This is a genomic window from Neobacillus drentensis, from assembly GCF_021560175.1.
GTDB classification, from domain to species: Bacteria; Bacillota; Bacilli; order Bacillales; family Cytobacillaceae; genus Neobacillus; species Neobacillus drentensis_A.
In genome coordinates this window covers 1,228,529-1,252,479 of record NZ_CP091110.1, presented here as the reverse complement: position 1 = coordinate 1,252,479, position 23,951 = coordinate 1,228,529, and the positions used below count along the sequence as shown (strand labels likewise).

General features: G+C 38.0%; 25 protein-coding genes. 11 read left to right on the top strand and 14 right to left on the bottom strand.

Going from position 1 to position 23,951, the window contains the following annotated elements; all coding sequences use genetic code 11:
- Positions 1-33: 33 nt before the first annotated feature.
- Together L1999_RS05935 and L1999_RS05930 are read right to left on the bottom strand one after the other, a co-directional pair.
- Positions 34-126 (bottom strand): YjcZ family sporulation protein, encoded by a 93-nt coding sequence (locus L1999_RS05935; RefSeq protein ID WP_040204450.1) that lies wholly within the window; start codon positions 124-126, stop codon positions 34-36.
- Positions 127-159: 33 nt separating this feature from the next.
- Positions 160-246 (bottom strand): YjcZ family sporulation protein, encoded by an 87-nt coding sequence (locus tag L1999_RS05930; protein ID WP_160724698.1) that lies wholly within the window; start codon positions 244-246, stop codon positions 160-162.
- Between the two features lie 223 nt (positions 247-469).
- Here L1999_RS05930 and L1999_RS05925 point away from each other — a divergent pair, with 223 nt between their 5' ends.
- Complete coding sequence (locus L1999_RS05925; RefSeq protein ID WP_235742710.1) at positions 470-1,342, top strand: peptidylprolyl isomerase; 873 nt, start codon at positions 470-472, stop codon at positions 1,340-1,342.
- 107 nt (positions 1,343-1,449) lie between these two features.
- On the opposite strand, the gene L1999_RS05920 is transcribed toward L1999_RS05925, so the two are convergent.
- From L1999_RS05920 to L1999_RS05895, 6 genes are all read right to left on the bottom strand, one after another.
- Positions 1,450-1,638 carry a sporulation YhaL family protein gene (locus L1999_RS05920; protein WP_215040109.1) on the bottom strand — a complete coding sequence of 63 codons (189 nt, stop codon included), beginning with the start codon at positions 1,636-1,638 and terminating at the stop codon, positions 1,450-1,452.
- A 126-nt stretch (positions 1,639-1,764) separates the two neighbouring features.
- Positions 1,765-2,709 (bottom strand): 3'-5' exoribonuclease YhaM, encoded by a 945-nt coding sequence (gene yhaM, locus L1999_RS05915; protein ID WP_235742709.1) that lies wholly within the window; start codon positions 2,707-2,709, stop codon positions 1,765-1,767.
- 55 nt (positions 2,710-2,764) lie between these two features.
- A complete protein-coding gene (locus tag L1999_RS05910; protein WP_235742708.1) occupies positions 2,765-5,764 on the bottom strand; it encodes an ATP-binding protein in 3,000 nt (999 codons plus the stop codon).
- A 15-nt stretch (positions 5,765-5,779) separates the two neighbouring features.
- Positions 5,780-7,000 (bottom strand): metallophosphoesterase family protein, encoded by a 1,221-nt coding sequence (locus L1999_RS05905; protein ID WP_235742707.1) that lies wholly within the window; start codon positions 6,998-7,000, stop codon positions 5,780-5,782.
- Between the two features lie 110 nt (positions 7,001-7,110).
- A complete protein-coding gene (locus tag L1999_RS05900) occupies positions 7,111-8,364 on the bottom strand; it encodes an ABC transporter permease (protein ID WP_235742706.1) in 1,254 nt (417 codons plus the stop codon).
- Positions 8,357-9,256, bottom strand: a complete 900-nt coding sequence (locus L1999_RS05895) for an ABC transporter ATP-binding protein (RefSeq protein ID WP_235742705.1) — start codon at positions 9,254-9,256, stop codon at positions 8,357-8,359. Before L1999_RS05895 ends, L1999_RS05900 begins: the two co-directional genes overlap by 8 nt.
- A gap of 166 nt (positions 9,257-9,422) precedes the next feature.
- Here L1999_RS05895 and L1999_RS05890 point away from each other — a divergent pair, with 166 nt between their 5' ends.
- Positions 9,423-9,608 (top strand): YhzD family protein, encoded by a 186-nt coding sequence (locus L1999_RS05890; protein ID WP_235742704.1) that lies wholly within the window; start codon positions 9,423-9,425, stop codon positions 9,606-9,608.
- Between the two features lie 36 nt (positions 9,609-9,644).
- On the opposite strand, the gene L1999_RS05885 is transcribed toward L1999_RS05890, so the two are convergent.
- The 4 genes from L1999_RS05885 to L1999_RS05870 form a co-directional block, all read right to left on the bottom strand.
- Positions 9,645-10,436 carry an enoyl-CoA hydratase gene (locus tag L1999_RS05885; RefSeq protein WP_235742703.1) on the bottom strand — a complete coding sequence of 264 codons (792 nt, stop codon included), beginning with the start codon at positions 10,434-10,436 and terminating at the stop codon, positions 9,645-9,647.
- Positions 10,437-10,600: 164 nt separating this feature from the next.
- Positions 10,601-12,112 carry a coproporphyrinogen III oxidase gene (locus L1999_RS05880; RefSeq protein ID WP_235742702.1) on the bottom strand — a complete coding sequence of 504 codons (1,512 nt, stop codon included), beginning with the start codon at positions 12,110-12,112 and terminating at the stop codon, positions 10,601-10,603.
- A gap of 217 nt (positions 12,113-12,329) precedes the next feature.
- The gene (locus L1999_RS05875) at positions 12,330-13,199 is read right to left on the bottom strand and encodes a Cof-type HAD-IIB family hydrolase (protein WP_235742701.1); all 870 of its coding nucleotides are present in this window, start codon (positions 13,197-13,199) and stop codon (positions 12,330-12,332) included.
- Between the two features lie 117 nt (positions 13,200-13,316).
- On the bottom strand, positions 13,317-13,664 hold the full coding sequence (locus L1999_RS05870) for a YlbF/YmcA family competence regulator (protein WP_215040089.1): 348 nt from the start codon (positions 13,662-13,664) through the stop codon (positions 13,317-13,319).
- 151 nt (positions 13,665-13,815) lie between these two features.
- Here L1999_RS05870 and L1999_RS05865 point away from each other — a divergent pair, with 151 nt between their 5' ends.
- From L1999_RS05865 to L1999_RS05830, 8 genes are all read left to right on the top strand, one after another.
- A complete protein-coding gene (locus L1999_RS05865) occupies positions 13,816-15,195 on the top strand; it encodes a YheC/YheD family endospore coat-associated protein (protein WP_235742700.1) in 1,380 nt (459 codons plus the stop codon).
- Between the two features lies 1 nt (position 15,196).
- Complete coding sequence (locus L1999_RS05860) at positions 15,197-16,300, top strand: YheC/YheD family endospore coat-associated protein (protein WP_235742699.1); 1,104 nt, start codon at positions 15,197-15,199, stop codon at positions 16,298-16,300.
- On the top strand, positions 16,278-17,642 hold the full coding sequence (locus L1999_RS05855; protein ID WP_235742698.1) for a YheC/YheD family endospore coat-associated protein: 1,365 nt from the start codon (positions 16,278-16,280) through the stop codon (positions 17,640-17,642). The genes L1999_RS05860 and L1999_RS05855 overlap by 23 nt, the downstream gene beginning before the upstream one ends.
- Positions 17,639-18,682, top strand: coding sequence for a YheC/YheD family endospore coat-associated protein (locus L1999_RS05850; RefSeq protein ID WP_235742697.1), 1,044 nt, complete (start codon positions 17,639-17,641; stop codon positions 18,680-18,682). The genes L1999_RS05855 and L1999_RS05850 overlap by 4 nt, the downstream gene beginning before the upstream one ends.
- An 80-nt stretch (positions 18,683-18,762) precedes the next feature.
- On the top strand, positions 18,763-18,972 hold the full coding sequence (locus L1999_RS05845) for a YheE family protein (RefSeq protein ID WP_235742696.1): 210 nt from the start codon (positions 18,763-18,765) through the stop codon (positions 18,970-18,972).
- A 132-nt stretch (positions 18,973-19,104) separates the two neighbouring features.
- A complete protein-coding gene (locus L1999_RS05840; RefSeq protein WP_235744265.1) occupies positions 19,105-19,290 on the top strand; it encodes a hypothetical protein in 186 nt (61 codons plus the stop codon).
- A gap of 121 nt (positions 19,291-19,411) precedes the next feature.
- Positions 19,412-20,314 (top strand): PucR family transcriptional regulator, encoded by a 903-nt coding sequence (locus L1999_RS05835; RefSeq protein WP_235742695.1) that lies wholly within the window; start codon positions 19,412-19,414, stop codon positions 20,312-20,314.
- A 106-nt stretch (positions 20,315-20,420) separates the two neighbouring features.
- On the top strand, positions 20,421-21,533 hold the full coding sequence (locus L1999_RS05830; protein WP_215040073.1) for an ABC transporter ATP-binding protein: 1,113 nt from the start codon (positions 20,421-20,423) through the stop codon (positions 21,531-21,533).
- Between the two features lie 40 nt (positions 21,534-21,573).
- Here the strand turns inward: L1999_RS05830 and L1999_RS05825 are convergent, their stop codons facing one another.
- Positions 21,574-21,816 (bottom strand): hypothetical protein, encoded by a 243-nt coding sequence (locus tag L1999_RS05825; RefSeq protein WP_235742694.1) that lies wholly within the window; start codon positions 21,814-21,816, stop codon positions 21,574-21,576.
- A gap of 326 nt (positions 21,817-22,142) precedes the next feature.
- Between L1999_RS05825 and L1999_RS05820 the strand changes: the two genes are divergently transcribed.
- Complete coding sequence (locus L1999_RS05820; RefSeq protein WP_098529737.1) at positions 22,143-22,349, top strand: alpha/beta-type small acid-soluble spore protein; 207 nt, start codon at positions 22,143-22,145, stop codon at positions 22,347-22,349.
- A gap of 79 nt (positions 22,350-22,428) precedes the next feature.
- On the opposite strand, the gene fumC is transcribed toward L1999_RS05820, so the two are convergent.
- Positions 22,429-23,808, bottom strand: a complete 1,380-nt coding sequence (gene fumC / locus L1999_RS05815; protein WP_235742693.1) for a class II fumarate hydratase — start codon at positions 23,806-23,808, stop codon at positions 22,429-22,431.
- Positions 23,809-23,951 lie beyond the last annotated feature (143 nt).

Genomic DNA, 23,951 nt, shown 5'->3' with positions numbered 1-23,951 from the left:
TTCTCATCGCTTTTTATTTTTAATTACTTCTAATTAGTAAATCCAAGATGCTCCAATGATAATCAATAGGATGAAAAGAACTACAACTAATGCAAATCCTCCACCGTAACCTGCTCCACCAGACATAATTTAGCCTCCCCTCATTGTCATTTTCTTAAATTAATAAACCCAAGAAGCCCCAACAATAATCAATAGGATGAAAAGGACTACAATTAGAGCAAATCCTCCGCCATATCCTCCACTCATCATAAAACCTCCTTTTTCATTTACTAAGATATACTATTCATGAAGGTTTGATTTCGTTTAGGCACTTAGCTCATTTTTTATGGAAAAGTCCAAGAAGCTTATTTTGTTTGAAATTTCGATAAATACGTACACTTTTATTTTTGCAGCCGTACCCATTTATGTTATAGTAAACATTGTGGACAAACCTTTTCACAGAATTTAACTATTTAGGAGAGATTTCAGCATGAAAAAATGGATTTTAGCCCTTACAATGGCTGGCAGTGTACTTGCACTAGGCGCATGTAATCAAACTAGTTCAGAAAAAGTGGCAGAAAGTAAAGCTGGGAATGTTACTCAAGAAGAATTATATAATACAATGAAGGATAAATACGGTCAGCAGGCCCTTCAACAACTGGTATACGAAAAGGTGCTATCTAAAAAGTACAAAGTCACGGATGCAGAGTTAAATGCAAAAGTGAGCGACTTAAAAGAACAGCTTGGTACCAATTTTGATGCGACTCTTGCACAGTACGGTTATAAAAACGAAGCTGACCTAAAGAAAACCATGAAACTCGGTATGTTACAAGAAAAAGCTGCAATGAAAAATGTTAAGGTAACAGATAAAGAATTAAAGGATTATTATGCTTCCTACCAGCCTGACATTAAGGTTCGTCATATTCTTGTTAAAGATGAGAAAACTGCACTTGACGTTAAGAAACAGCTTGATGGCGGTGCAAAATTTGAGGATCTTGCAAAAAAATATTCAACTGATACTGCTTCTGCTCAAAACGGCGGTGATCTAGGTACGATCAATAATACAAATAAAGACCAATACGATGCTGATTTTATTAAAGGTGCATACGCTCTTAAGGTAAATGAAATTAGTGCACCAGTAAAAACACAATTTGGATACCATATCATTCAAGTTACTGAGAAAAAAGAGAAGAAGTCTTATGATGAAATGAAGAAAGATATCGAATATCAGGTCAAATCATCTAAACTAACAAGTGATGATATTAACAAAGCAATGCAGAGCGAGTTAAAAGCAGCTGATGTAAAAGTTAATGACAAAGACTTAAAGAATGCTCTGAAACCAACAACTACTCCTGCGCAATAAAGAAGCGAAGATACAGTGAGCTAAGAACATAAGAAAGCGGAAGCCCATATCAGGGCTTCCGCTTTTTATAATGTCTTTCGTTTATATCAGTGCTTTCTTCCCGTCATTTATTCACCGGGTGCTCTCAATTCCTCACGTTTTTCCTTCTCCCGCTCAAGTCGTTTAATATAAATTTCTCCTTCACGCTCGATACTTTCCATTTCTACTTGCCGCTCTTCCCGCCCTGTTTTAATCGCCATTAGAGCGCTAATTACTATTCCTGCTACCACTGCATAAATCCAAATAGGTATTGTCAATGTCCCCTGCTCCCTTCACTATGTTTGTCCACTTTAGGTTTTCTTTTATTACAACATATTTCATCTAAACCTAAAGTATTCATTTTTCTCCAAAAAAAATAACCCAAATCGGGTTATTTTCTAGTATTACTTATGGAATACCGGCTTATAAAAAGCGCGGTTATCTAAGGCAAATATGCGCTCCGTATATTCCCCTGGCTTTACTCTCTCAAGGGCCCGGTCGAGCATGTTCATTTTTGCATCAAGATTATCAATATAATGAAGGATTTCTGCTTCCTTTATCAAAGGGGGTTTGGGACTTCCCCACTCTGCTTTACCATGATGGCTTAAAACCAGGTGCTGGAGGATTAATACTTCTTCCCCTGTAATGCCTAGTTCCTCAGCTGCCTTACCAATTTCGGTGATCATAATGGTAATGTGTCCAAGTAAATTCCCTTCAATCGTATAGGTCGTTGAAATGGGTCCTGATAATTCCATAACCTTTCCCATATCATGCAAAATAACTCCTGCATAGAGTAAATCCTTATCAAGGCTGGGGTATAAGGATGCTATTGCTTTGGCCAAGTCCAACATACTGACAACGTGATAGGCAAGCCCTGAAACAAATTCATGATGATTTTTCGTTGCGGCAGGATATTCCAAGAAAGCCTTTTGATGCTTTTTTATTAAATGCCGGGTGACCCTTTGGATATTTGGATTTTTCATTTCAAATATATATTGGGTCAACTTACTCATCATTTCTTCCTGACTAACAGGGGCAGTCACAAGAAAATCATCTAGCCTTACACCATCAGAAGGGCCAGTTTTTCGAATTTGACGGATTTTTAACTGACTTTTCCCACGGTAGTTTTGAAGTTCCCCAAGTATTTTTACAATTGTCTGTGCTGCATAATTCTTTTCATCATCTGCCCCAGCATCCCAAAGCTTCGCCTCAATTTCCCCGCTTTGGTCTTGCAGAATTAATGTCAAAAATGGTTTCCCATTACTGGCAATTCCCTTTGTCGAACTCTTTATTAAAAGGTATAATTCAACTTGTTCTCCAACATCATACTGTAATATACCCTTGCTCAACCTCTTCACTCTCCCTTCCGATAATTAGAGTATACCATATCCAGCTAGTACTCTATTAAGTAGTCTGAACAGCACCTTTTTCCAAACGAAGAACATTTTCCTTTTGGAAATGAGCTAATAAATGCTCATGACAAGTAAAAAATAGGACCTGATTTTGTTTCAATCCACGAAGAAGTTCAATCACCTTTTGCGTTCTTTTTGCATCAAAATTCACGAAACTATCATCGATGATAATAGGAAACTGATATTTATCATAAAGTGTTGTAGCCAAAGCCAATCGAATTGAAACATATAATTGTTCAGTTGTCGCTTGACTTAACTCATTTGCTTCAAAGACAGTGTGGTCATCCCGTTCAACTAGAAAACCTGTACCTGACTTTTGCAAATGAATTCTATTGTAGCTTCCATCTGTTAAAATAGACATGTACTCCTCTGCCTTTACAAGCATTCTTGGCAAATGCACATTTTTATATTTATCAATGGTTTCGGCCAGCACCGCTTGCGCCATACGATAGACAGACCATTCTTTGGCTGCCTCTTCCAATTCATAGTTCTTTTGTTTAAACTGATGGAGAATGTCAGTGTATACCCCACCCTCTTCGAGAACCTGAATTTCAAAATTTATGGCAGCCATCTCATCTCGATCCTTTTTCAGCTTTTCTTGTAATTGCTGGATGTCAAACTCCCATTGCTTAATTAGCCCCTCGCAGTCATATATGGATAAAAAGCCTTCTTTCTCCACTTCAGAGAGGAGAGAATATTGGAGTTGGTTGTGCAGAGAGCGTTGTCTCTCAAGCAGTTCCTCATGTTTTTTTGCCTTTTCCCCTAAAATGTAGAATTCTTGCTCTGAATCTACCTTTGCAGCTTGTAAGAGTTTATGATGTTCTATTTGTAAAAGTTCTAGTTCTTGTACTTTTTGAGCTAAATCTGCTTTAATTTCTTCTAGCTTCTTTGCTCTTTCTTTGCTCATAATTTGCTTTTCATGTTCTTCCTTGAGTTTGTTTCGTAATAGATAGGCTGAAGTGTGTAAATCATGGCCCTTTTCTTGTAAAAAGCGCTCTTCTATTGACCTTAATCCTTCCTCCACTAAAGATTGTTGATGATTAATTTCGTTGATCCTTCGTGCAAACTGATTTTTATCTCGACAAATCGATTTATACTGTTCAATATACGCAAATGCCTCTGCTAAAAAACTGACGGCAATATATTCAGGGATATTTAACTCTTTACTAATAAAAAGGAGTTTTTCTTTATTTTGTTCTGTTGCTAATTCCCAGTCCTCAAATTTAGAGATGATCTTTTCAAATAGGGATTGTTGCTGCTTTAACTTGAGTTTTAACAATTGCAACTCCTGACGCCTTTGATTATCAACAAGTAATTGATTCTCAAGTGATTTAACATCGAGATATTCGGATGTCTGAAGCTTTTGTTGCAAAGCTTTTTCCTTTTCTTTTAGTTCAGCAATCTTTTGCAAAATGCTGTCTTCTTTCGTCTGTTTTGCCCCTTTCATCCAAAAAAGGACAAAACCAATACACCCTGCTAAGCCAACAATCAGCAGGAACCATTGCATTGTAATTAGCCCATATAAAAATACTCCAAATAAAATTGACGCAAAAAGAAACATCTGAAGTTTCCGATCACTTTGCAGCTTTTTTTTGGCCGCTTGACTTCGCTCATTTTCATGCTGGTAGTATTCTATTTTTTCTTGTATTGATTTTAATTCCCATTCTAAGCTCTGTTTATCATTCCGCTGACTTATCTGCTCCTCGATTTGAATTCTCTCTTTTTGGAGCAATATCTTACTTTCAGCGAAACGAACCTCTTTTTCTAATTGATCAAGCGCTTCTTTTTCCTCTTGATATTGACTATCTAACTCTTCCTTTACTTCTTCTAACCTTTGTTTTTTTTGAGTAACCATTTCTACTTGGTTTTTCATGTAAATATTTGTATTAATCATGAGGATTTCATCCTCTGTTAGGGGCAAATGAAGTTTTTCTCTTGTTACCGAAAGCTTTTCTTCATAATCTGAGAGTTTCTGTTCAGATTGCTTTTTCTCTAATGTTAATTGTTCAATAATAGGAACTTGGTCAAGTAATGTTAAAATGGAGGGCTCGTTTTCTAGGAATTCAAGATCAGGGCCAATACCGGTTAATTCTTCTTGTAATCCTTCTACTCTAGCAGTGATACTGGTAATTTCGGCTATAACGGGATGAATCAGCTGATTTATTTTTTCCAGTCTTTCAATCCCGCGAGCGGGGAAGTCGATTGTTCCTAACTCCTTTAGCTCTTTTTCGGTCCAAATTTCTTCTTTTACAACAGATTCGATTCTCTTCCATTCTTTAAGTTTATTGATTTTTTCGTCAGTTTCTTGAATCGCAGCATTCCTTAGATCGATCTCTTGATGCAATGCCTCTTTTTTTCGTTGAAGTTCCTCGTATTCATTATTCCTCGCTGCAGCCTTTTTTAATTGACCTTTTAATTCATGAAGTTCCTGTAATTTTTCATTCAAAATTGGTTTCTTACCTGATGGCTTAAAACGTACATCTAGTTCTTTTTGCAAAAAGTTTTCGGCTTTGGCCAACTGCTCAGTGCCAAGGGTCCCTGCTGAAAATAAAAACTTGCCAATTTCTTCGCCCTTCATTTGGTGAATGTTCTGAAGCCCCTGTAAATTAAAGGAGAAAACGGCCTGAAACAAGCTTTTATCAAAGTTACCCAACAATTGTTTTAGGAGCTCCTCACCGCCGGCAGTCCCATTATCCATCATCACCTTTACATCCCCTGCGGCTTTCCCCTTTACACGTTCAATCACAGCAAATCCATGCTCTTCATGATAAATTCTAAGCTTTCCACCGTACTTCGTACTATGTTTTGGTTCATAGCGCAGCTCGGATGACTGTTTGGTTGGGAAACCGAATAAAATGCCATGGATGAAAGCCATCAAGGTGGATTTCCCTGCTTCATTCTCACCATAAAAAACTTGATAATCTGAAAGAGACTTAATGATTACATTTTCTAATTGGCCGTATCCATAAATGTATATTTCTAGAATTTTCATTCCGCTTCTCCTTAATTAGGCCTGATAAAGTAATTCAATTATTAATTTTTCTGTTTTTCTAAGTAATTCATCTTTCTCTGCCGTTTCTAAATGCGGTAAGTATTTTCTTGCTAATGGATGCTCATAAAGTGGTGCTAAGGCTTGCTCGGTTTGATCAAAATGGTCGATGACCTCAAATAATTCTCCATAAAAATTGGCTTCCGTTTTTATTTTTTCTTTATCGAAAGGCAATTTTTCATTGAATTTCAAATCCGCTACCCAAACAAAGGACTCTTCTTCACTTTCATCCTCTAAGAGAAGTTCAAGCAATTCATTATCGATACTTTTCTGTTCGCGCATATCTGCTAGCTGTGTATTTTTCAACTTAAGGGTTAGTAGTGTTCCGTTACGTTCTCTTCTTATTTCATTAATGGCTATTCGGCATAAATGGAAGAGATCGTCAAAGCTAACGGCTGTCTCGGCATTAACGGTTAATTCCTCCCAAATAATATCGGAAGCCTTAATATAGTCCATTGTTGCATCCCCATCTGTAAACGTAACATGATAGAAACCTTTACTTCCCAATTCCTTTTTATTTCTTCCTTGGATATTACCGGGATAAATAATAGGAGGATTCAAAGACAATTCTGAACGTTTATGGATGTGTCCCAGCGCCCAATAATCAAAATTTTTCTGAACGAGATCCTTTACTGTAAATGGCGCGTAATTATCGTGGTCTGTTCCGGAACTCTCATTTCCATGAAGAATTCCAATATGGTAATCTGCGCCCTCTATTTTGTCGTACTCATCGATTTTTCGTTCAAAAATATGTCGTGTTCCATAACTAAATCCGTATAGATGGACTTTGGTACCGCTTTTTGTTATTAACTCCCTTTTTTCAACCTTGTTTCCAAAAACATGAACATTTTCTGGCATGTCAAGGTGAACCCAAGAGCCATTTAAATGGTCATGATTACCATGAACGATATAGACCGGGATTTTTTCGTCGTTAAGTTTAAGCATTTCCTTACGAAAACGAGCCTGTGCACGTAAACTGCGATCCTCACCATCAAATATATCTCCTGCAATGATGACAAAATCAACATTCCGCTCAATCGCAGTTATGGTTAGTTTTTTCAATGCAGTAAATGTACTCTCTTTTACTCGATTAAAGATATTTTCCGGCAAATGCTTTAAACCAACCATGGGACTGTCTAAATGCAGGTCGGCTGCATGGATAAACGATATCTTTTTCATAAAATATTCCTTTCACCATCTTTTCTCCATTGTAGCACCTTTAATCCCAAAACGCGAATGCACGTTCTTAAAAAAAAGGGCCTTACCAAAAGTGGTAAGACCCTTTATTCTTATTCGTTTTTTGTTAGTTGTAATGCCTTTTTAATATCTTTATAGGAGTTCGATTTTCCATACATTAACACACCGCCGCGGTATACACGGGCACCAAAAATAGCAAGTATTGCGATGGTTGCAATAAGGATGATGATTCCTATGATTGCCTCCCAGGCCGGGATTGTCAGCATACCTACCCGTAAAAACATAATCATCGGTGTGAAGAAAGGAATATAGGATGTTACAGTAATAAATGGGGCGTCAGGCTTACCAAGTCCAAACATGGCAATCATAAAGCCAGCAACCACCATTAAGGTCATTGGTGTAATCATCTGCTGTACATCTTCAATCCTGCTGACAAGCGACCCCAAAAAGGCTGCGAGTGTGGCATATAGAAAATAACCAAGAATAAAGAAAATAACTGCATACACAATGGTCGCGGTTGGGATTTCTTCAAAACCGTATACTCCGAAAAAACCATCCTTTAATGACTCCATATTTCTCATAAATGAATAATAACCAACCACTAAAAAAACCGCTAATTGGGTCAGGCTTAATAATCCAATTCCCACTATTTTGGCAAACATTTGTTTAATTGGAGAAACACTTGATATTAAAATCTCCATAACACGTGAAGATTTTTCGGTTGCAACTTCCATCGCAATCATGTTGGCATACATAATCACGGCAAAATAGATAACAAATAGCAAGACATAGACTAATCCTCTTGCCTGGTTTAACTCCTCTTCCGTTTTTGCATTTTTTTCAAGGGCCATTTTTTTAAACGAGACGGGTTCATAAAGTTTTTGCAGCTGATCCGGCGCTAAATTAATCTGTGAGGCTGCAAGCATCGTTTTAAGCTGCTGCAATCCTGTTTGAAGATCCGTATATAAGGTTGAATCGGCGATACTTTTGGCTTTATAGGTAGCTTCAGGCAGCTTCTGCTCGTTTACATGCAGTTGTATAACTCCTGTAAATTCACCTTTTTCAACTAATCTTTCCGCCTGCTTTTCACTGCCTTTGTAAAAAGTCAGTTGAATATCCGTATTAACACTTTTTATTTGCTGTTTATATGGCTCATAAAGCTGGCCGGATTGGTCAATTACCGCAACCTTTTCCTTTCCGCCATTTTTATCAAATAAATCGATGATATTATTAATATTCGTGATCGCTAAGACAATGACAATGGTTAATAATGTCGTGATAATAAACGATTTCGTTTTGAGCTTATTAAGATAGGTATGAAATAAGATAATCCAGAAACTATTCATAAGAATTACCTACTTTCTCAATAAAGATATCATTTAATGAAGGCTCTTCAAGAGCAAATTTACGTATAAACCCTTTATCGACAATGTCTTTAAGGATTCTCCCCGCAACTTCCTCCCCATCAATTTGCAGGTGAATGCCCTCCATGGTCACTTTAGCTTTCACGACCCCAGGGTAATTCTTCAATGAATCTAAGGGAAAATCTGCATGAATCACTAAATTCTTTTTGCCAAATTCCCGTTTGATCTCTTTTAACGAGCCACTTACGACCGGACTGCCGTTATGTAAGATACATAGGTGTTCACACATCTCCTCCACATGCTCCATCCGATGACTCGAGAACACGATTGTTGCTCCATTTTCCTTTAAGGTTAAAACCGCTTCCTTTAGCATCTCTACATTAACAGGGTCAAGGCCGCTGAACGGCTCATCTAAAATTAATAATTTAGGTTTATGGACTACCGCCGCTATAAACTGGATTTTCTGCTGGTTTCCCTTTGAAAGCTCTTCAACCTTCTTATTCTCATAGTCTGGAATTTTAAAAAGCTTTAACCACGATTTTAATTCCACTAATGCCTCCGTCTTTTGCATTCCTCTCAGTCTTGCTAAATAGACTATTTGATCACGTACTTTTAATTTTGGATATAAGCCTCTTTCCTCAGGCAAATAGCCGACCAAATGGCTAGTGGAATAATCAATGGGGAGGTCATCCCAAGTAATCCGGCCTCCCGAGCTATCCAGTAGTCCTAATATCATCCTAAATGTTGTCGTTTTGCCGGCGCCGTTTGCCCCTAGGAATCCAAACATTTCCTTTTCGGGTACCGTTATTGATAAATCATTAACCGCCGTAAATTGACCAAACCTTTTGGTAACATGTTCAAGTTTGAGTACCATATTACGCACCCCTTTCCTTCTTTTTAATACGAATATACCATATTTTGGTTTCAACTTTTTTATTTTGAAAAATTTAAAGAATTGTGTGAAAATAAAATTATAATAGAAACGGCTAATGAATAAACGCCGGCTCCTACTAAACATTGATACATGAGGGGGATTGTCGATGAAAACTTATAAATTAACAGCTTTCGAGGCAAATGGGGAAAAATTATTAGAAGAAAATCTTCAAGCTGAAAATGATGAGGCTGCAAAGAAACAAGGGGAACAACTATTACAAGAAAAAAAATTACTAGAAAAGACACATCGATTAACTTCACCTAGCGGCAAGCTTTTATTATTTCATTCATAAAGCAAACAAAGAAGCCCTTGGGCTTCTTTGTTTGCTTTATTTTCCTATGAATTTCGGTTTCCTTTTTTCGAGAAAAGCCCGAATCCCTTCACGGTGGTCCAGTGTTTCACGCATTTTTTGCTGCCCGTATTTCTCTAACTCCAGTACTTTAAGTAATTGGGGACGATTCTCCTCAGCCATTATTTTTTTGGTTTTAATCATGGCCTGAACAGGACGGCTTAACCAATCTTGTACCCTTTCCTCTAACGTTTCCTGAAGGCTGCCTTCTGCTACTTCTTGGATTAATCCTAGTTTATATGCTTCGTCGGCACTTAACATTTTTCCGTCCCAAATGACCTGCTTAGCCTTGGTTTCTCCTAATCTTTTTTCTAAAAAGAAGTGTGCTCCGCCATCGGGAATTAAGCCAATACCAATAAAATTCATTGCTAGCTTACTAGTTTCATCTGCGATAATATAATCAGTCGCTAGCGCCAAACTAAATCCTAACCCGGCAGCTGCACCAGAAACAGCACTAATCGTTAATTTTGGCAGGCTGTATAAAGTAATAATTAATTCGCTGATGTAATCCATCACTGGAAAGAAATCCGCCTCATTCATATTAGACAGCATGGTTTTTATATCGCCGCCGGCTGAAAAGGCTTTTCCTTTTCCTGTTATGACCAAAATATCGATTTCATCAGACTCACTAATCTCCTTCAGCTTGCAAACTAGCCCCTTTATAACGTCTATGTCCATTGCATTTAATGCCTCCGGCCGGTTTAATTCAATCGTGGCAACACGGCCATTCACTCGTAAATTTACCTTATCCGTTACAAAATTAATAGACATTCCACATCTCCTCCCATTTTATTCATCCAATTCCATTATATATGGAATGAAGAACAATAAAAATAAGCATTCGAAATATATTGAATTTTCTTAATGAAGGTTTGATCTTGACAGTACTCTTAGTCAACCTCCATCTCCCTAATATAAAAAATCCCCGCTTATATTTAAGCAGGGGAACCTTCTTCTGAGAATAATTCTTCTAATATCGTAAGTTTATCTTGCGTATATTTTTCAAAGTTGTCATTATACGATTTAGGGTCCTTCGGATTGGCAAAATGAGTGATCTTCCCTGTTACCGGATTAATAAATTTACTTGCAGCACCACAGCCAAGTCCTATAATGGTTTGCTGCTCTTCCATAATCATAATATTATAGATGCTTTCTTGATTAGGGAATGAATACCCGACATTCTCAAGATTTCCAAGGATATTTTTTTGACGGTATAAGTAATAAGGTACATAGCTATGAGCTTTGGTCCAATTTTCAGCAAGCTCCATCATTTTTTCTACTTCTTGACGCGGGGCAACCTTATACTTGTCTTTATTTTTTGTCATTTCTGAGGCTCTCTTGAATGACAGCGTATGAACGGTCAGCGACTCAGGCATTAATTTTTCTGTTTCTGTTAAGGAATGGGTAAATTCATCCAGCCCCTCACCCGGTAAACCGATAATTAAGTCCATATTAATATTGTTCATGCCCATTTGACGAGCCAAATGGTATTTTTCAATTGTTTCGGTAACGGTGTGATGTCTTCCGATCGCCTTTAAGGTCTCTTGAGTATAAGATTGTGGATTTATACTAATCCGGTCAATATTCCACTTTTTTAGGATTTCTAATTTTTCAGGTGTAATCGTATCAGGGCGCCCAGCCTCTACCGTAATTTCCCGAATGTTTTCAACATCAGGAAACGAAGTATACATTTCTTCGTAAAGCATATCCATTTCTTCCGCTGTAATACTAGTGGGGGTGCCTCCACCATAGTAAACCGTTGTGATTCTGACACCTTTTTCCTTTAGCCAAGCACCGACCTTTTGCATTTCATAATGAAGGCCTCCCAAGAAAGAATCGACAGACCCTTGCCTGCCATTAATAGCATAAGCAGGAAATGTGCAATAAGCGCATTTGGTTGGACAAAACGGGATACCGATATAAATACTGACTTCTTTTTGCAGCGAATATAGGTCAGGAACAACAGCAAGCTGGCGGTCAACAATATGCTGCATCAACTCAATCTTCTCATCGCTAATTAAGTAATCCTCTTTTAATTGCTGATGAGCCTCTTTTTGCGGTATGCCTTCCTGCACTTTCCGATGAAGTAATTTTGTAGGTCTAATCCCTGTTAAAACCCCCCATTTTTGCGTAATGCCTGTCCAGTCCTGAAGTAATGTTAAATAAACATGAGCTACTGCATTCTTAATTTGTTTAAACTGTTCCTTGACGGTAACTGATAAAATCATTTTTTTCTGATAATTAGTGAACAGTACTTTTCCATTCTGGTCCTTTAATTCAGCTTCTACAGTTACAAGGTCTTGGACCTGTAGTGTAAACTTTATTTGAACATCTGCATCGCTTTGAATCCCCATAAAAATCTCGGATTCCTCAAAAAACAAATTGGCAATAAGCTGCAATTGCCGGTTAAATCTTTCATCCTCTATCCCAATAATCGAAATTCGCAAAGTTAATCACCTTTCATATAAAAAGCACAAGAACCCTTCTTCTGCTGCTTATGCTAGACATTTCTAAACTCTCTTAAGTGTACAAAATCAAGAAAACAAGGTCAAATGGAAAAGAGGAACCGCCTTGAACCCCTAGGTGCTGGAGCAAGACATTCCTCAAAAGGTCTTCTAAAAAGCAGAGATATCAAAGCATTTGCCATGATATCCCCCTGTTTACTTAATTTTTGATGATCTTCATTTTTTTTAAAAATTCAATTGGCTGCTGCTTGCGGAAGTGTTCTTTTACCATGTAGGCGACACCATGTTCATTTTTTGATCTGGTTACCCAATCGGAAGCCTTTTTTACTTCAAAATCGGCATTCCACATTGCCACCCCTAGCCCTGCTGCTGCGATTAATGGGATATCATCTAGCCCATCACCAATATAAACCATTTCACTTCGCTTGATCCCCAGTTGGTTGCCTAAGTATGATAATCCTGCTAGCTTAGAAACACCGGCCGGAACAATATCTAATCTTAAAGAATCCAATTGGATCACGTCAATCTCTGTAAACATTTTTCTTAATGCCTGAACTGCATCGCTAAGGTCCCGCTCATCTTCAAAGTACACCTCTATTTTAGGAGATGTTACTGGCTGGTCATGTAAATACTCGCTTAAAGAAGACACAAATTGCTGGGAATAGAAAACGGGATCTCCTGAAGTAAATACAGTTTTAGCCAGTAACTGATTATTAAGCTTTAATTTATTGGCTAATGAAAATTGCTCATGGACTAGCCTGATTTGACACGGCAATGCTTCTAAAAAACGAATCGCATCATACGTAATGTCTTCATCAATTCTTTTAACATAAACAGGCTTCTCCACTGTACTGGCAATAAATGCCCCTTGGTGGGTAATAAGGGGAGCTGTTATTTTTAACGCCTTCGCCACCTTCTTAGCTGAGGGGAAGCTTCGCGATGTAACCAATGTTACATAAATCCCTTTTTGCTGAACATATTCAATTGCTTCCCTAGTTGATTTATGGATTTTCCCATTCCATTGGAGTAGCGTGCCATCAATATTTAGCGCAAGCAAGCGATAAATCATTATGTTGCCCCCTGTTCTTGGTGAAATTACCTTTATAACACTTTTATGATTTTTTGGGGGTATATAGAACAAAAAGAGAAAGCCTTCGGTTTTGCGACCGAAGGCTTTCAATTCATTTTAGAGGTTTCCGTATAAATCTTCTAATGGCTTCATAATAACTTTGTTTAATTCGCCAATCACCATGCTCATTCGCTGTTCTGCTTCCATTAGACGGGCTATTTTTTGATTCTGCTGAACAAGGCCAACCGTTGATTGAGCCTGCTGGATTTCCTGCTCAGAAATATTTTGGCCCATCATTTGTTTTTGCTGCAAGTTCATCTGCATTTGTCTAAACTGATCAAACATTTGTTTTGCTTGAGGGTCTGCATTTACTTCGCTATAAGCCTGCTGTAATTGTATATACTCATTGCTTTGACGAATTGCTGTTTCTAATGCGTAGGCTGAATCATATAAATTAACTGCCATTTTTAAGCCACTCCTTTTTGTATAAACATCTTCACAACTATAACAAACTATTCTATTTATTGCGAGAATGTTCAAATCACCATTTCTCAAGCCTTTACATAAATTACTTATATCAACTAATGCCCAATATCCAAGAAAATGAGGAGTGAGTATGTCATTTTCATTAACCTCGATCCTAATTGTACCGAAAAAATTAACAGACAAAGATAAGAATGTTATCCAAATGTCTGCCCAATTGTGCAAGCAGCTACAATTAAATCAGCACAGTGAGCTAAACATCTCGATCGGCAGAAAAACCATTCCTGCGATCGTTCAAACCGAAGACTTACCGGAGCATACAATTCATGTTTCCGAGGATTTTATGGAATCCTTTTATCTCCCTATTCACCCCATTAAATTTCAAGCAATGGTTCTTCCTGAGGGTCAAACCTTAAAGCTTGGACCTGTGGCAGCTTTATTGACAGATTCAATTGAAAACAAACACACTGGACCGAAATTTCGCTCCATTCATTTGTTTTGTGAGGAACTTCAACAAGGATTTAGTGAGAATGGTGGATTTTTCTACGTTTTTTCTTATGAACAGTTTTTAAGTCAAGGATATTATTGCGAAGATGGAAAATGGACTGCTGCACAGCTGCCTGTCCCGGATGTTATTTATAACCGGATCCATTCTAGAGCACGGGAGTATAAAAAGGACTTTAAACATTTTCGAGAAAAAGTTGCGCAATTATTGATACCGTTCTTTAACGACCGCTTTCTTTCGAAGTGGGAAGTTTACGAACACCTAAAAAGTGAAAAAAGTCTAGATTCTTATCTACCTGAAACAAAACTATTTTCGAAAGAACATTTTTATGACCTGGCACAAAAACATCACACCCTTTTTCTAAAGCCTATCCATGGAAGCCAAGGCCGAAATATTTTTAAAGTAACACGTACCCCGGATTCTCTTTACACTTTTGAAACCTCGTTAAAATCCTTGGCAGCTAAAAAAGGGGGACCTTTTTCGTTAGATGAACTATATCAACAAATCAAGCCCTTTATCCATGATCGGATTTATATTATTCAACAAGGAATTCCATTGTTGTCTTATCAGTCAGCTTTGATGGATTTCAGAGTTCTATGCCATCAAAATTTGGATAACGGTTGGAGGGTAACCTCAACTGTAGCCAGGATTGCAGCAAATCAAGAGTTCGTCTCAAATCTAGCTAGAGGCGGCACCCTTACACGACCATTAAATGCATTAAGAACGTGCATAAGTGATAACAAATCTATAGAAGTACTAGCCCAAATGAAAGAATTGGCACTCGAGACTGCTTCGATTTTAAACCGAAATTCACGAGGCATTATTGGAGAACTTGGGATCGACATTGGCGTTGATCATGATGGAAAACCATGGTTAATCGAGGTGAATTCTAAGCCATCCAAAAACTTTGAGGATGGTTTAACAAAAATCAGACCCTCTGCCAAGGCCATTATCCAGTTCTGTACCATTCTTGCATTTGATACAGCCGTTATAAAGGAGGAAATATAAATTGTTAACATTTGGAATTATGACATTAAATAGGGAAAGTGAAAATGCCTATATAAATGAATTGGCTAACCGCGCTGAGTCATTGGAGATGGAGGTTTTCAGGTTTATTCCTTCCGATATAGATCCACATAACCTCCACGTTAAAGGGGCAAAGTTTGATTCAAGTACAGCTTCTTGGTTGGAATGCACCATTCCAATCCCAACTATTATTTATGATCGTTGTTTTTACGGAGAAGATGAACATTCTAAACAATGCTTGACCATTGTCACATGGTTAAAAAGCCGAAATGATATTACCTTTTTAGGCTATGGATTACCGAATAAATGGGAACTTTATCAAACTTTAAAAACGACTAAACTAGCTTCCTATTTACCTTCAACACAGGCAGTTTCAGATGTTGAAAGCATCTTGAAGGAACTTACACTAAAGAAAAAAATAATTTTAAAACCGATTAATGGTTCCCAAGGATACGGTATTTACTATTTAAAGAAAAGTGAAAAAACGATACATGTTAAAACAGAAAAACAAAAAAGAATTATTTCCCGAATCTTTCCAAATGAAGCAAAGCTTATTCAATGGCTCAAGCTTCTATTAAACCAGCGAAGTTATTTATTGCAGCCCTATTTGGAACTTTCAAATAAAGACCACAAGCCCTTTGATATCCGGATTCTCTTACAAAAAAATGAACGGGGAGTATGGGGAGAACAAGGACGGGGTATTCGGATTGGAACGACAGGCGGAATTCTATCAAATTTAGCTGCCGGAGGGAATGTAATCAATTTTAAAGAATGGCTCATTTCCCTTCCGCCTGCTAAAGCTGAATATTTACAGCAGGAGCTAAATTTTATTCTTACCAGTCTCCCTTCTCCTCTAGAACATGCGTTTATGCCTCTATTTGAAATTGGAATAGATATCGGCATTGCCAAAGACGGGTCAATCTGGATACTTGATATTAACTCTAAACCAGGCAGGAAAGTTCTTTTATCGACGAACCCAGAATTACAAGAATCCCTCTACACCAAACCGCTCCTTTACGGAAAGTACCTTTCAGAGCATGATCAAACGGAAAGGAAGGTCTATTATGAGAAAACATTATCTCATTGAAGTGGCACAAAATGATCAGTTAATTGTCTTTTGTCCTTCTAAGCTGCTTCAGGGTAAAGAAATTAAAAAAATCGCTTTTGGCTCAAAATCAATGGAAGTTGAATTTTACCCCCATCCGGACAAAGATGACCGAATTGTCATCAGCAGGAAAATCCAAGAGACGATCCATTTCCCCTATTTTAGAGTTCCTCTGCATGCCTTTCTAGAGGATGAGGCTCTTTATATTGGTCCGTTAGTTGGGATTTTTACGGCTGGATTTACTTCATACCCAGAACAGCCAATTGGTGAACGGACCTTATTTTTTTCGAAGCTGCTTTCTGTCAATCGATCTGTCGGTGCGTATGCCTTTGTTTTTGGAGAGCAGCATATTAATTGGGAGCAGGGAACGATGGAAGGGTATTTCTTTCAGGATAATGCTTGGCAAACAGTTGAAGTCCCTTTCCCCAATGTGGTCTATGACCGCCTGCCGAATCGAAAAAGTGAGGAAAATCCAAAATTAATTAAAGTGAGAAACCGCCTCCAAACAGAATATCTGATTCCCTGGTACAACCCTGGATTCTTTAATAAACTTGATATTTATGAAAGACTGCAGCAAGACTCATCTGTTACAGCCTATTTACCTGAGACCCATCCGTTTACATCCTTTTCCTCAATTGAAACCATGCTTTCCAAGTTTGGTCATGTTGTTATAAAGCCCAAGAATGGCAGTCTAGGTCATGGTGTTCATCAAGTTATCTTCGACAAACACACGAACGATTATTATTGCCGGTATCAAGACGATACAGGGACTAATCGTTTACGAAAATACGCCAGCTTGGAACGATTATTCCAATCGGTGTTTGCAAACCAATCACTCGATAGAATGTTAGTCCAGCAAGGAATTCAACTGCTTAGAATCGACCAGCGCCCAGTTGATTTTCGCGTCCATACAAATAAAGACGAACATGGTAAATGGCAGATAACAGCCCTTGCCGGAAAAATTGCGGGGCAAGGCAGTGTCACCACCCATGCAAGAAGCGGCGGGGAAATAAAAACAGTTGGTGAAATTTTCCCTGAAGAAGAAGCTGAAACTTTCAGTGAAAAACTAAGAGAGGCCGCTCTTTTGCTAAGTAAAGCACTCGATCATACTATTGAGGGTATTATTGGTGAGATTGGTTTTGATTTAGGAATTGATCGAAACGGTGATGTTTGGCTGTTTGAAGCAAATTCTAAACCAGGAAGGTCAATCTTTAGTCATCCGGAATTAAAGGAATTTGATTTATTAACCCGGAAATTATCCATTGCGTTTGCCGTTTTTCTAACTGAGCAAGCCTTATTACACCCAGAGGAAATCTTTAAATGAAAACCGATGGCACCCCATTGATTGGTATCTTGACAGCAAGGAAATCAAAGGGAACCATTGCCGGTAATGGTCCACTATTTATAGAAATCCAAAAAAAACTTATTTCACTTAATGGAGTAAGCTTTGTATTTACACCGGAAGATGTAGAGGATGATTTTATATACGGCTATTATTATTCACCTGAGGAAAACCGTTGGAAAAAGAAGTCCTTCCCCTTCCCGGATTTAGTCTATAACCGTATCCCGTTTCGTACTTCAGAACAGGAAGAAAAGAGCAAATGGTTATTTTCACGTTTAAAGGAAAAGAATATACCTTTTTTTAATCCTTGTTTTATCGACAAATATGAACTGTATCAACTATTAAAAGGTGATCACATTCTCCAGAATTATTTGCCGAAAACCATCCTTGTACAGAGGCATAACGAATTATTAAACTATCTCATGGAATTCGGGGGCATTTATTTAAAACCCACTCAATCTTCAAAGGGAAAAGGTATTGTCCGTTTACGGATGGACGGTCCTTCAGGAATACAACTGGATGGCATTCTTAAACAAAAAACCTACTCATCCTTTACTCATTTTTGGGAGGAATGGAACGAAGAACTACTGAAGAAACGATATATAGCACAGGAAGAAATTCAATCTGCAGAGTATGAAGGCAAACGTTTTGATTTTCGAATTCTAGCACATGCCAATCATAATGATTACACCCTTTCAGGAGTAGGAATTCGCCTTTCTCAGGAACAAGAAATCACTACTCATATCTCATCAGGGGGAAGCCTCCTTCCCTATCAGCTGTTAAAATCAAAAGAGCATGATGTATTTTTTCAGACGATTATTCCCAGTGTCGGTAAATCGCTATCCAACTATTATGGATACTTCGGTGAATTTACCATTGATGCAGGAGTAAGTAAAACAGGAAGATATTATATTTACGAGGTAAATTCAAAACCCATGAGCTTTGATGAAGAAGAGATTGAGAAAAAGAAAATTGAAAACCTATGTTGCTTATTTCTTCAACTCATTGAAGAATCCTCCTAAGCCGAAAGAAAAGATTTCCCTATTCCTAAAGACAAGGTAAGCTATACGTATAGGAGTCTTTAAGGAGGAGAGGATGGCTGATGATTTTACACTTTCAATATAAACCCCTTTTTTCAAATCAACATATTCCGGGCTGGACTATTTCCTTTTATTTTAAGAAAAAACGATATACGGGAACCTACCACCAAACGGGAGCCATTGAATGGATGAATGAGGCACCTGAACAGGAGGACCTTGAAGTAGTAACGAGCCAGATTCATGAGTTAATGCTTTATCATGTTTATGATTAGCGTAAAAAATGCATGAAACTTTACATTTTTCCGCACAATAAGATCATCATCTCTTCTTATGCGAGGAGATTAACCCGCGGCCAAATTGGAAAAATCTCTGGTTCATTTGTGTCAGAGGAAAGGGTGACTCACATGATTAAAGATAATCTCACTTCTAAGGAATCTGCCTTCGAAGGCAGAGATAAGGCTTTCGTAGATGTAGACCGTATGATCAATGAAGGTTTGTCCGGCGGTTCAGTCCATGCCCGCGAAGATGCGGCGAATATTGAAGAAGCACGTGACCTTCCTAAAGAAGAACCACCAGCTGAAATTGAATAAATTTGAAATGGCTGTACCTAATAATTAAGTTGGGTGCAGCCATTTATCTTTTATGCTCTGCCCTACAATTGGTATAATATTGCCTAAAGCCTGAAAATCTTTAAAAACGGGGAAATCATACATGATAAAAAAAATAATGTCACTCTACCAAAATTCCATTCTTTTTCCCAGCAAGCCCGAAAATCCATCAGATCGATATCTATATTTCTGCAGTGAAGCAGAGGAGGAATGGATTGGGATTCCAAAAACTGAGCTCAATGAACGAGAAGTGAGCCTCCTTAAAACACTCTATTCTTTAGTAGAATTCCAGAACTCGAGCCTCCCTCCGACTGTAAAAGTATGGCATGATTTTCTATATTCAAATGGTCCGTTACCAAACCACCTAGCTGGAAATACGCTTAGAATTATCCAGTTCAATATAAACGGAGCTGAAACCAATCAACCTGAAATAGAATCCGCTTTAAAAGGTTTTTTTACGGAAGACATAATGATTATTTGGGAAAGCGGAAGCAGAGGGATTGTTATTGAAGAAAAGAATACCATGGCCCTTTCAGAGGAAGAGATTCTTTCCATGTCTGAAACACTTGAAAGCGACTTTTATGTAAAAATTTCTTTTTACATTGGTAAACCAAGTGGATTTACCGAGCAATTACCAAGTAAATTTCTTCAAGAAAAGGAGTATTTTTCTTTTGCCGTTTCACGGATGGGGCAGTCAAATATCTTTACTTTTGAACGAGTTTTTCCTGCTTATTTAGCTTTTCACTTGCCGCTCGAATTAAAAAATAAAGTTAGCCAAGAAATCGTTGAGCTATTCAAAGAAGATCATGAAGTGTTTGCCACGATCAAAGTCTTTCTTGAAAACAATTTGAATGCCAGTATGACAGCAAAAAAATTATATATTCATCGAAATACACTACAGTATCGAATCGATAAATTTATCGAAAAGTCAGGGATCAGTCTTAAGGATTTTTATGGAGCTTTTACTGTCTTCCTAGCTTGCCTCCTTTATGAACAGCAGAAATGACAACATGCCCAAAAAAGCGTTTTCACTTTTTGTGCAACCTGTCTATATGTAAATGTTTTCATTCCCTGTACACTAAAGATACAACTTATTCAGGGAGGTAACACAAATGGCAGAATTAAAATTAGATCATATTTATAAAATTTACGATAATAAAGTAACAGCTGTACAGGACTTCAACTTGCATATCGAAGATAAGGAATTTATCGTGTTCGTAGGTCCATCTGGCTGCGGTAAATCTACAACACTTCGAATGATTGCAGGACTTGAAGATATTTCAAAAGGTGACTTTTACATTGATGGAAAAAGAGTAAACGATGTTGCTCCTAAAGATCGTGATATCGCGATGGTTTTCCAAAACTACGCTCTTTACCCGCACATGACTGTATATGATAACATGGCATTTGGATTAAAATTACGTAAATTTCCAAAAGATGAAATCGACCGCCGTGTTAAAGAAGCAGCAAAAATCCTTGGTTTAGAAGCATACTTAACACGTAAACCAAAAGCACTATCAGGAGGTCAGCGTCAGCGTGTTGCCCTCGGCCGTGCAATTGTTCGTGATGCAAAAGTTTTCTTAATGGACGAGCCTTTATCAAACTTAGATGCTAAGCTTCGTGTTGCGATGCGTGCTGAGATTGCCAAACTACACCGCCGTCTAGATACTACTACTATTTACGTTACCCACGACCAAACAGAAGCGATGACAATGGCAACACGTTTAGTTGTTATGAAGGACGGGGTCATTCAGCAGGTCGGTTCACCTAAAGAAGTTTATGAAAAGCCTGAAAATGTCTTTGTTGGCGGCTTTATCGGCTCTCCTGCTATGAACTTCTTTAATGGGAAACTACAAGATGGAAAATTCGTGATTGGCAATACTTCAATTGCAGTTCCAGAAGGAAAAATGAAGTTTCTTCGTGAACAAGGTTATGTTGGAAAAGAAATCATCCTTGGTGTACGTCCAGAAGATATCCATGATGAACCTGTCTTTATCGAAGCATCAGCTGGTACAAAAATTAAAGCGAATGTTGATGTTGCCGAGTTAACTGGTGCAGAAATGATGGTTTATTCTAGCATTGGCGGACAGGATTTCGTTGCCCGTTTAGATTCACGTGCAGAAGTTCAGCCTGGAGATGCGATTGAACTTGCTTTTGACTTAAATAAGGCGCATTTCTTTGATACTGAATCTGAATCACGTATTAGAACTGTAAACGAAAGATAATTGTTATAGAGGATCCGGCCCCGTTATCTAGGTAACGGGGTCATTCTTTTATAAAAATCACTTCATCACTGTGGCAGCTGGGGCATCTATACAAGTGTGGACACTTTTGGCCTGAATTTGTATCAGGATAGCCATCCTCAAGTTTCATTAAATCAATTTCCATATAGGGACTGTAATCATCAAAAAAATCAATAAGACGACCACTTTCTAACATTGGTTCCCCGCAATTCGTACACATTAAATAAACTTCTCTTAAACCATTACAAACTGGGCATATCGCCAATATAGTTCACCCTTTTATTTATAAGATATTGTTAGTTTGCGTTAACTTAAACTTCGTATGTAATGGAATAAATTTCTAGTCGTTTTTTTTGAATAGAACTTTAAAAATTAATCATAATAAAGATTACAAAGCAACAATTACACCGATGGATGAAGCCAACAAGGGTAGTATCCGGTGCAACTCCGGATCATCCAACCAAACTGAAGCATCTCCAATTACTAATATTCTTTATCAACACTATTGATAATATGGGTTAGGCCAGGTGGCAATATTATGGTTCAATTCCATACTGACCCCAAAATTAATAAGAGGAGTGTTATTCAACTATGGCAAGTAACAACAACTCTAATCAACTTTTAGTACCAGGCGTCGAGCAAGCACTTAACCAAATGAAGTATGAAATCGCTCAAGAATTTGGCGTGAATCTTGGTGCAGATACTACTTCACGTGCGAACGGTTCTGTCGGAGGAGAAATCACTAAGCGTCTTGTAGCTATGGCAGAATCTCAACTTGGCGGCGGATTCCAACGCTAATCTTTAACAAACTTTATTGGACAAATTAATAATATGGCTTAGCCCCCTCCTATTAACGGAGGGGGCTTTCACTGTCCAATTACACCATCTTTTCAGGCTGAATCCAGTCAGCAAATTGTTCTTCCGTCACATAACCAGTTTTAAGGGCCGCTTCTTTTAAGGTACTATTTTCCTTAAACGCAAGCTTAGCGATTTCCGCCGCTTTTTCATACCCGATATGTGGATTAAGTGCTGTAACTAACATTAACGACTGCTCTAGGTTGTTTTTAATTTTTTCTACATTCACTTCTATTCCTTTTGCACAGTTTTCATTAAAGGAACGAATCCCATCACCAAGAAGTCGTATGGATTGAATGAGATTATAAATGATGACTGGTTTAAAAACATTTAACTCGAAATTGCCTTGGCTCGCTGCAAAGCTAATAGCGGCATCATTTCCAAAAATCTGACAAACTGCCATCGTCAAGGCTTCACTTTGGGTAGGATTTACCTTCCCTGGCATAATTGAACTTCCTGGTTCATTGGCGGGAATACTAATCTCGCCTATTCCACTGCGCGGACCGCTCGCAAGCCAACGAACATCATTGGCAATTTTCATTAAATCAGCGGCTAATGCTTTTAGAGCTCCATGAACAAAAACAATTTCGTCATGACTTGTCAGGGCATGAAATTTATTATCTGACGATTTGAAGGAATAACCCGTTATCTTTCTAAGTTCCTCTGCCGCCATCTGTCCGAATTGTGGGTGCGCGTTAATTCCTGTCCCTACCGCTGTTCCCCCAATCGCTAAACTCAATAAATGCTGACTCGATTCTTTAATCATTTGTTCATTTCTATCCAGCATTCCCCTCCAGCCGCTGATTTCCTGGCCGAGTGTAAGCGGTGTTGCATCCTGTAAATGGGTTCTGCCTATTTTTACAATGTCAGCAAAAGCGCTCTCTTTTTCCTGAAATGTTTTTTTCAGTTCTACAATCGCTGGTAATAGTGATTCAGTAATTTTGATATAGGAGGAAATATGCATCGCAGTTGGGAACGTATCATTTGAGCTTTGAGACATATTGACGTCATCATTTGGGTGAACCGTTTCCTTACTACCCTTTTCTGCCAGCCAATGGTTTGCCCGATTTGCAATCACTTCATTCACATTCATATTGGATTGCGTTCCACTTCCAGTTTGCCAGACTAGTAATGGGAAATGTTGATCATAATCTCCGTTATTTATATCATTACATACCTTTACAATGGCGTTCATTTTGACTTCGCTTAGCTTGCCTAATTGATAATTCACGACTGCAGCTGCTTTTTTAATCAAGACCAAACCATAGACCACTTCAAGCGGCATTTTTTCTTCACTAATTTTAAAATTTTCCTTGCTTCGCTGGGTTTGCGCTCCCCAATACTTTTCTTCAGGGACCCGGATTTCTCCGAGCGTGTCCTTTTCAATCCTAAACTTCTCCATAACTATCCACCTCACAATTTCGCTTACTTCAATATATATATCCATTGTTGACTTATTTATAAACTTCACATTACTTTTGTAAAAATAAAAAGACTGCAGACACTTTGTCTGCAGCTTATGATTTAATGAGTGTATAACCGATA

Bases quoted from the DNA above. Each gene is read 5' to 3' on its own strand.
- L1999_RS05905 (WP_235742707.1), bottom strand. From the start codon at position 7,000: ATGAAAAAGATATCGTTTATCCATGCAGCCGACCTGCATTTAGACAGT.
- L1999_RS05930 (WP_160724698.1), bottom strand. From the start codon at position 246: ATGAGTGGAGGATATGGCGGAGGATTTGCTCTAATTGTAGTCCTTTTC.
- L1999_RS05855 (WP_235742698.1), top strand. From the start codon at position 16,278: ATGAGAAAACATTATCTCATTGAAGTGGCACAAAATGATCAGTTAATT.
- L1999_RS05845 (WP_235742696.1), top strand. From the start codon at position 18,763: ATGATTTTACACTTTCAATATAAACCCCTTTTTTCAAATCAACATATT.
- L1999_RS05870 (WP_215040089.1), bottom strand. From the start codon at position 13,664: ATGGCAGTTAATTTATATGATTCAGCCTACGCATTAGAAACAGCAATT.
- L1999_RS05835 (WP_235742695.1), top strand. From the start codon at position 19,412: ATGATAAAAAAAATAATGTCACTCTACCAAAATTCCATTCTTTTTCCC.
- L1999_RS05850 (WP_235742697.1), top strand. From the start codon at position 17,639: ATGAAAACCGATGGCACCCCATTGATTGGTATCTTGACAGCAAGGAAA.
- L1999_RS05890 (WP_235742704.1), top strand. From the start codon at position 9,423: ATGAAAACTTATAAATTAACAGCTTTCGAGGCAAATGGGGAAAAATTA.
- L1999_RS05910 (WP_235742708.1), bottom strand. From the start codon at position 5,764: ATGAAAATTCTAGAAATATACATTTATGGATACGGCCAATTAGAAAAT.
- L1999_RS05820 (WP_098529737.1), top strand. From the start codon at position 22,143: ATGGCAAGTAACAACAACTCTAATCAACTTTTAGTACCAGGCGTCGAG.
- L1999_RS05895 (WP_235742705.1), bottom strand. From the start codon at position 9,256: ATGGTACTCAAACTTGAACATGTTACCAAAAGGTTTGGTCAATTTACG.
- L1999_RS05875 (WP_235742701.1), bottom strand. From the start codon at position 13,199: ATGATTTATCGCTTGCTTGCGCTAAATATTGATGGCACGCTACTCCAA.
- L1999_RS05900 (WP_235742706.1), bottom strand. From the start codon at position 8,364: ATGAATAGTTTCTGGATTATCTTATTTCATACCTATCTTAATAAGCTC.
- L1999_RS05885 (WP_235742703.1), bottom strand. From the start codon at position 10,436: ATGTCTATTAATTTTGTAACGGATAAGGTAAATTTACGAGTGAATGGC.
- L1999_RS05935 (WP_040204450.1), bottom strand. From the start codon at position 126: ATGTCTGGTGGAGCAGGTTACGGTGGAGGATTTGCATTAGTTGTAGTT.
- L1999_RS05840 (WP_235744265.1), top strand. From the start codon at position 19,105: ATGATTAAAGATAATCTCACTTCTAAGGAATCTGCCTTCGAAGGCAGA.
- fumC (WP_235742693.1), bottom strand. From the start codon at position 23,808: ATGGAGAAGTTTAGGATTGAAAAGGACACGCTCGGAGAAATCCGGGTC.
- L1999_RS05830 (WP_215040073.1), top strand. From the start codon at position 20,421: ATGGCAGAATTAAAATTAGATCATATTTATAAAATTTACGATAATAAA.
- L1999_RS05925 (WP_235742710.1), top strand. From the start codon at position 470: ATGAAAAAATGGATTTTAGCCCTTACAATGGCTGGCAGTGTACTTGCA.
- L1999_RS05865 (WP_235742700.1), top strand. From the start codon at position 13,816: ATGTCATTTTCATTAACCTCGATCCTAATTGTACCGAAAAAATTAACA.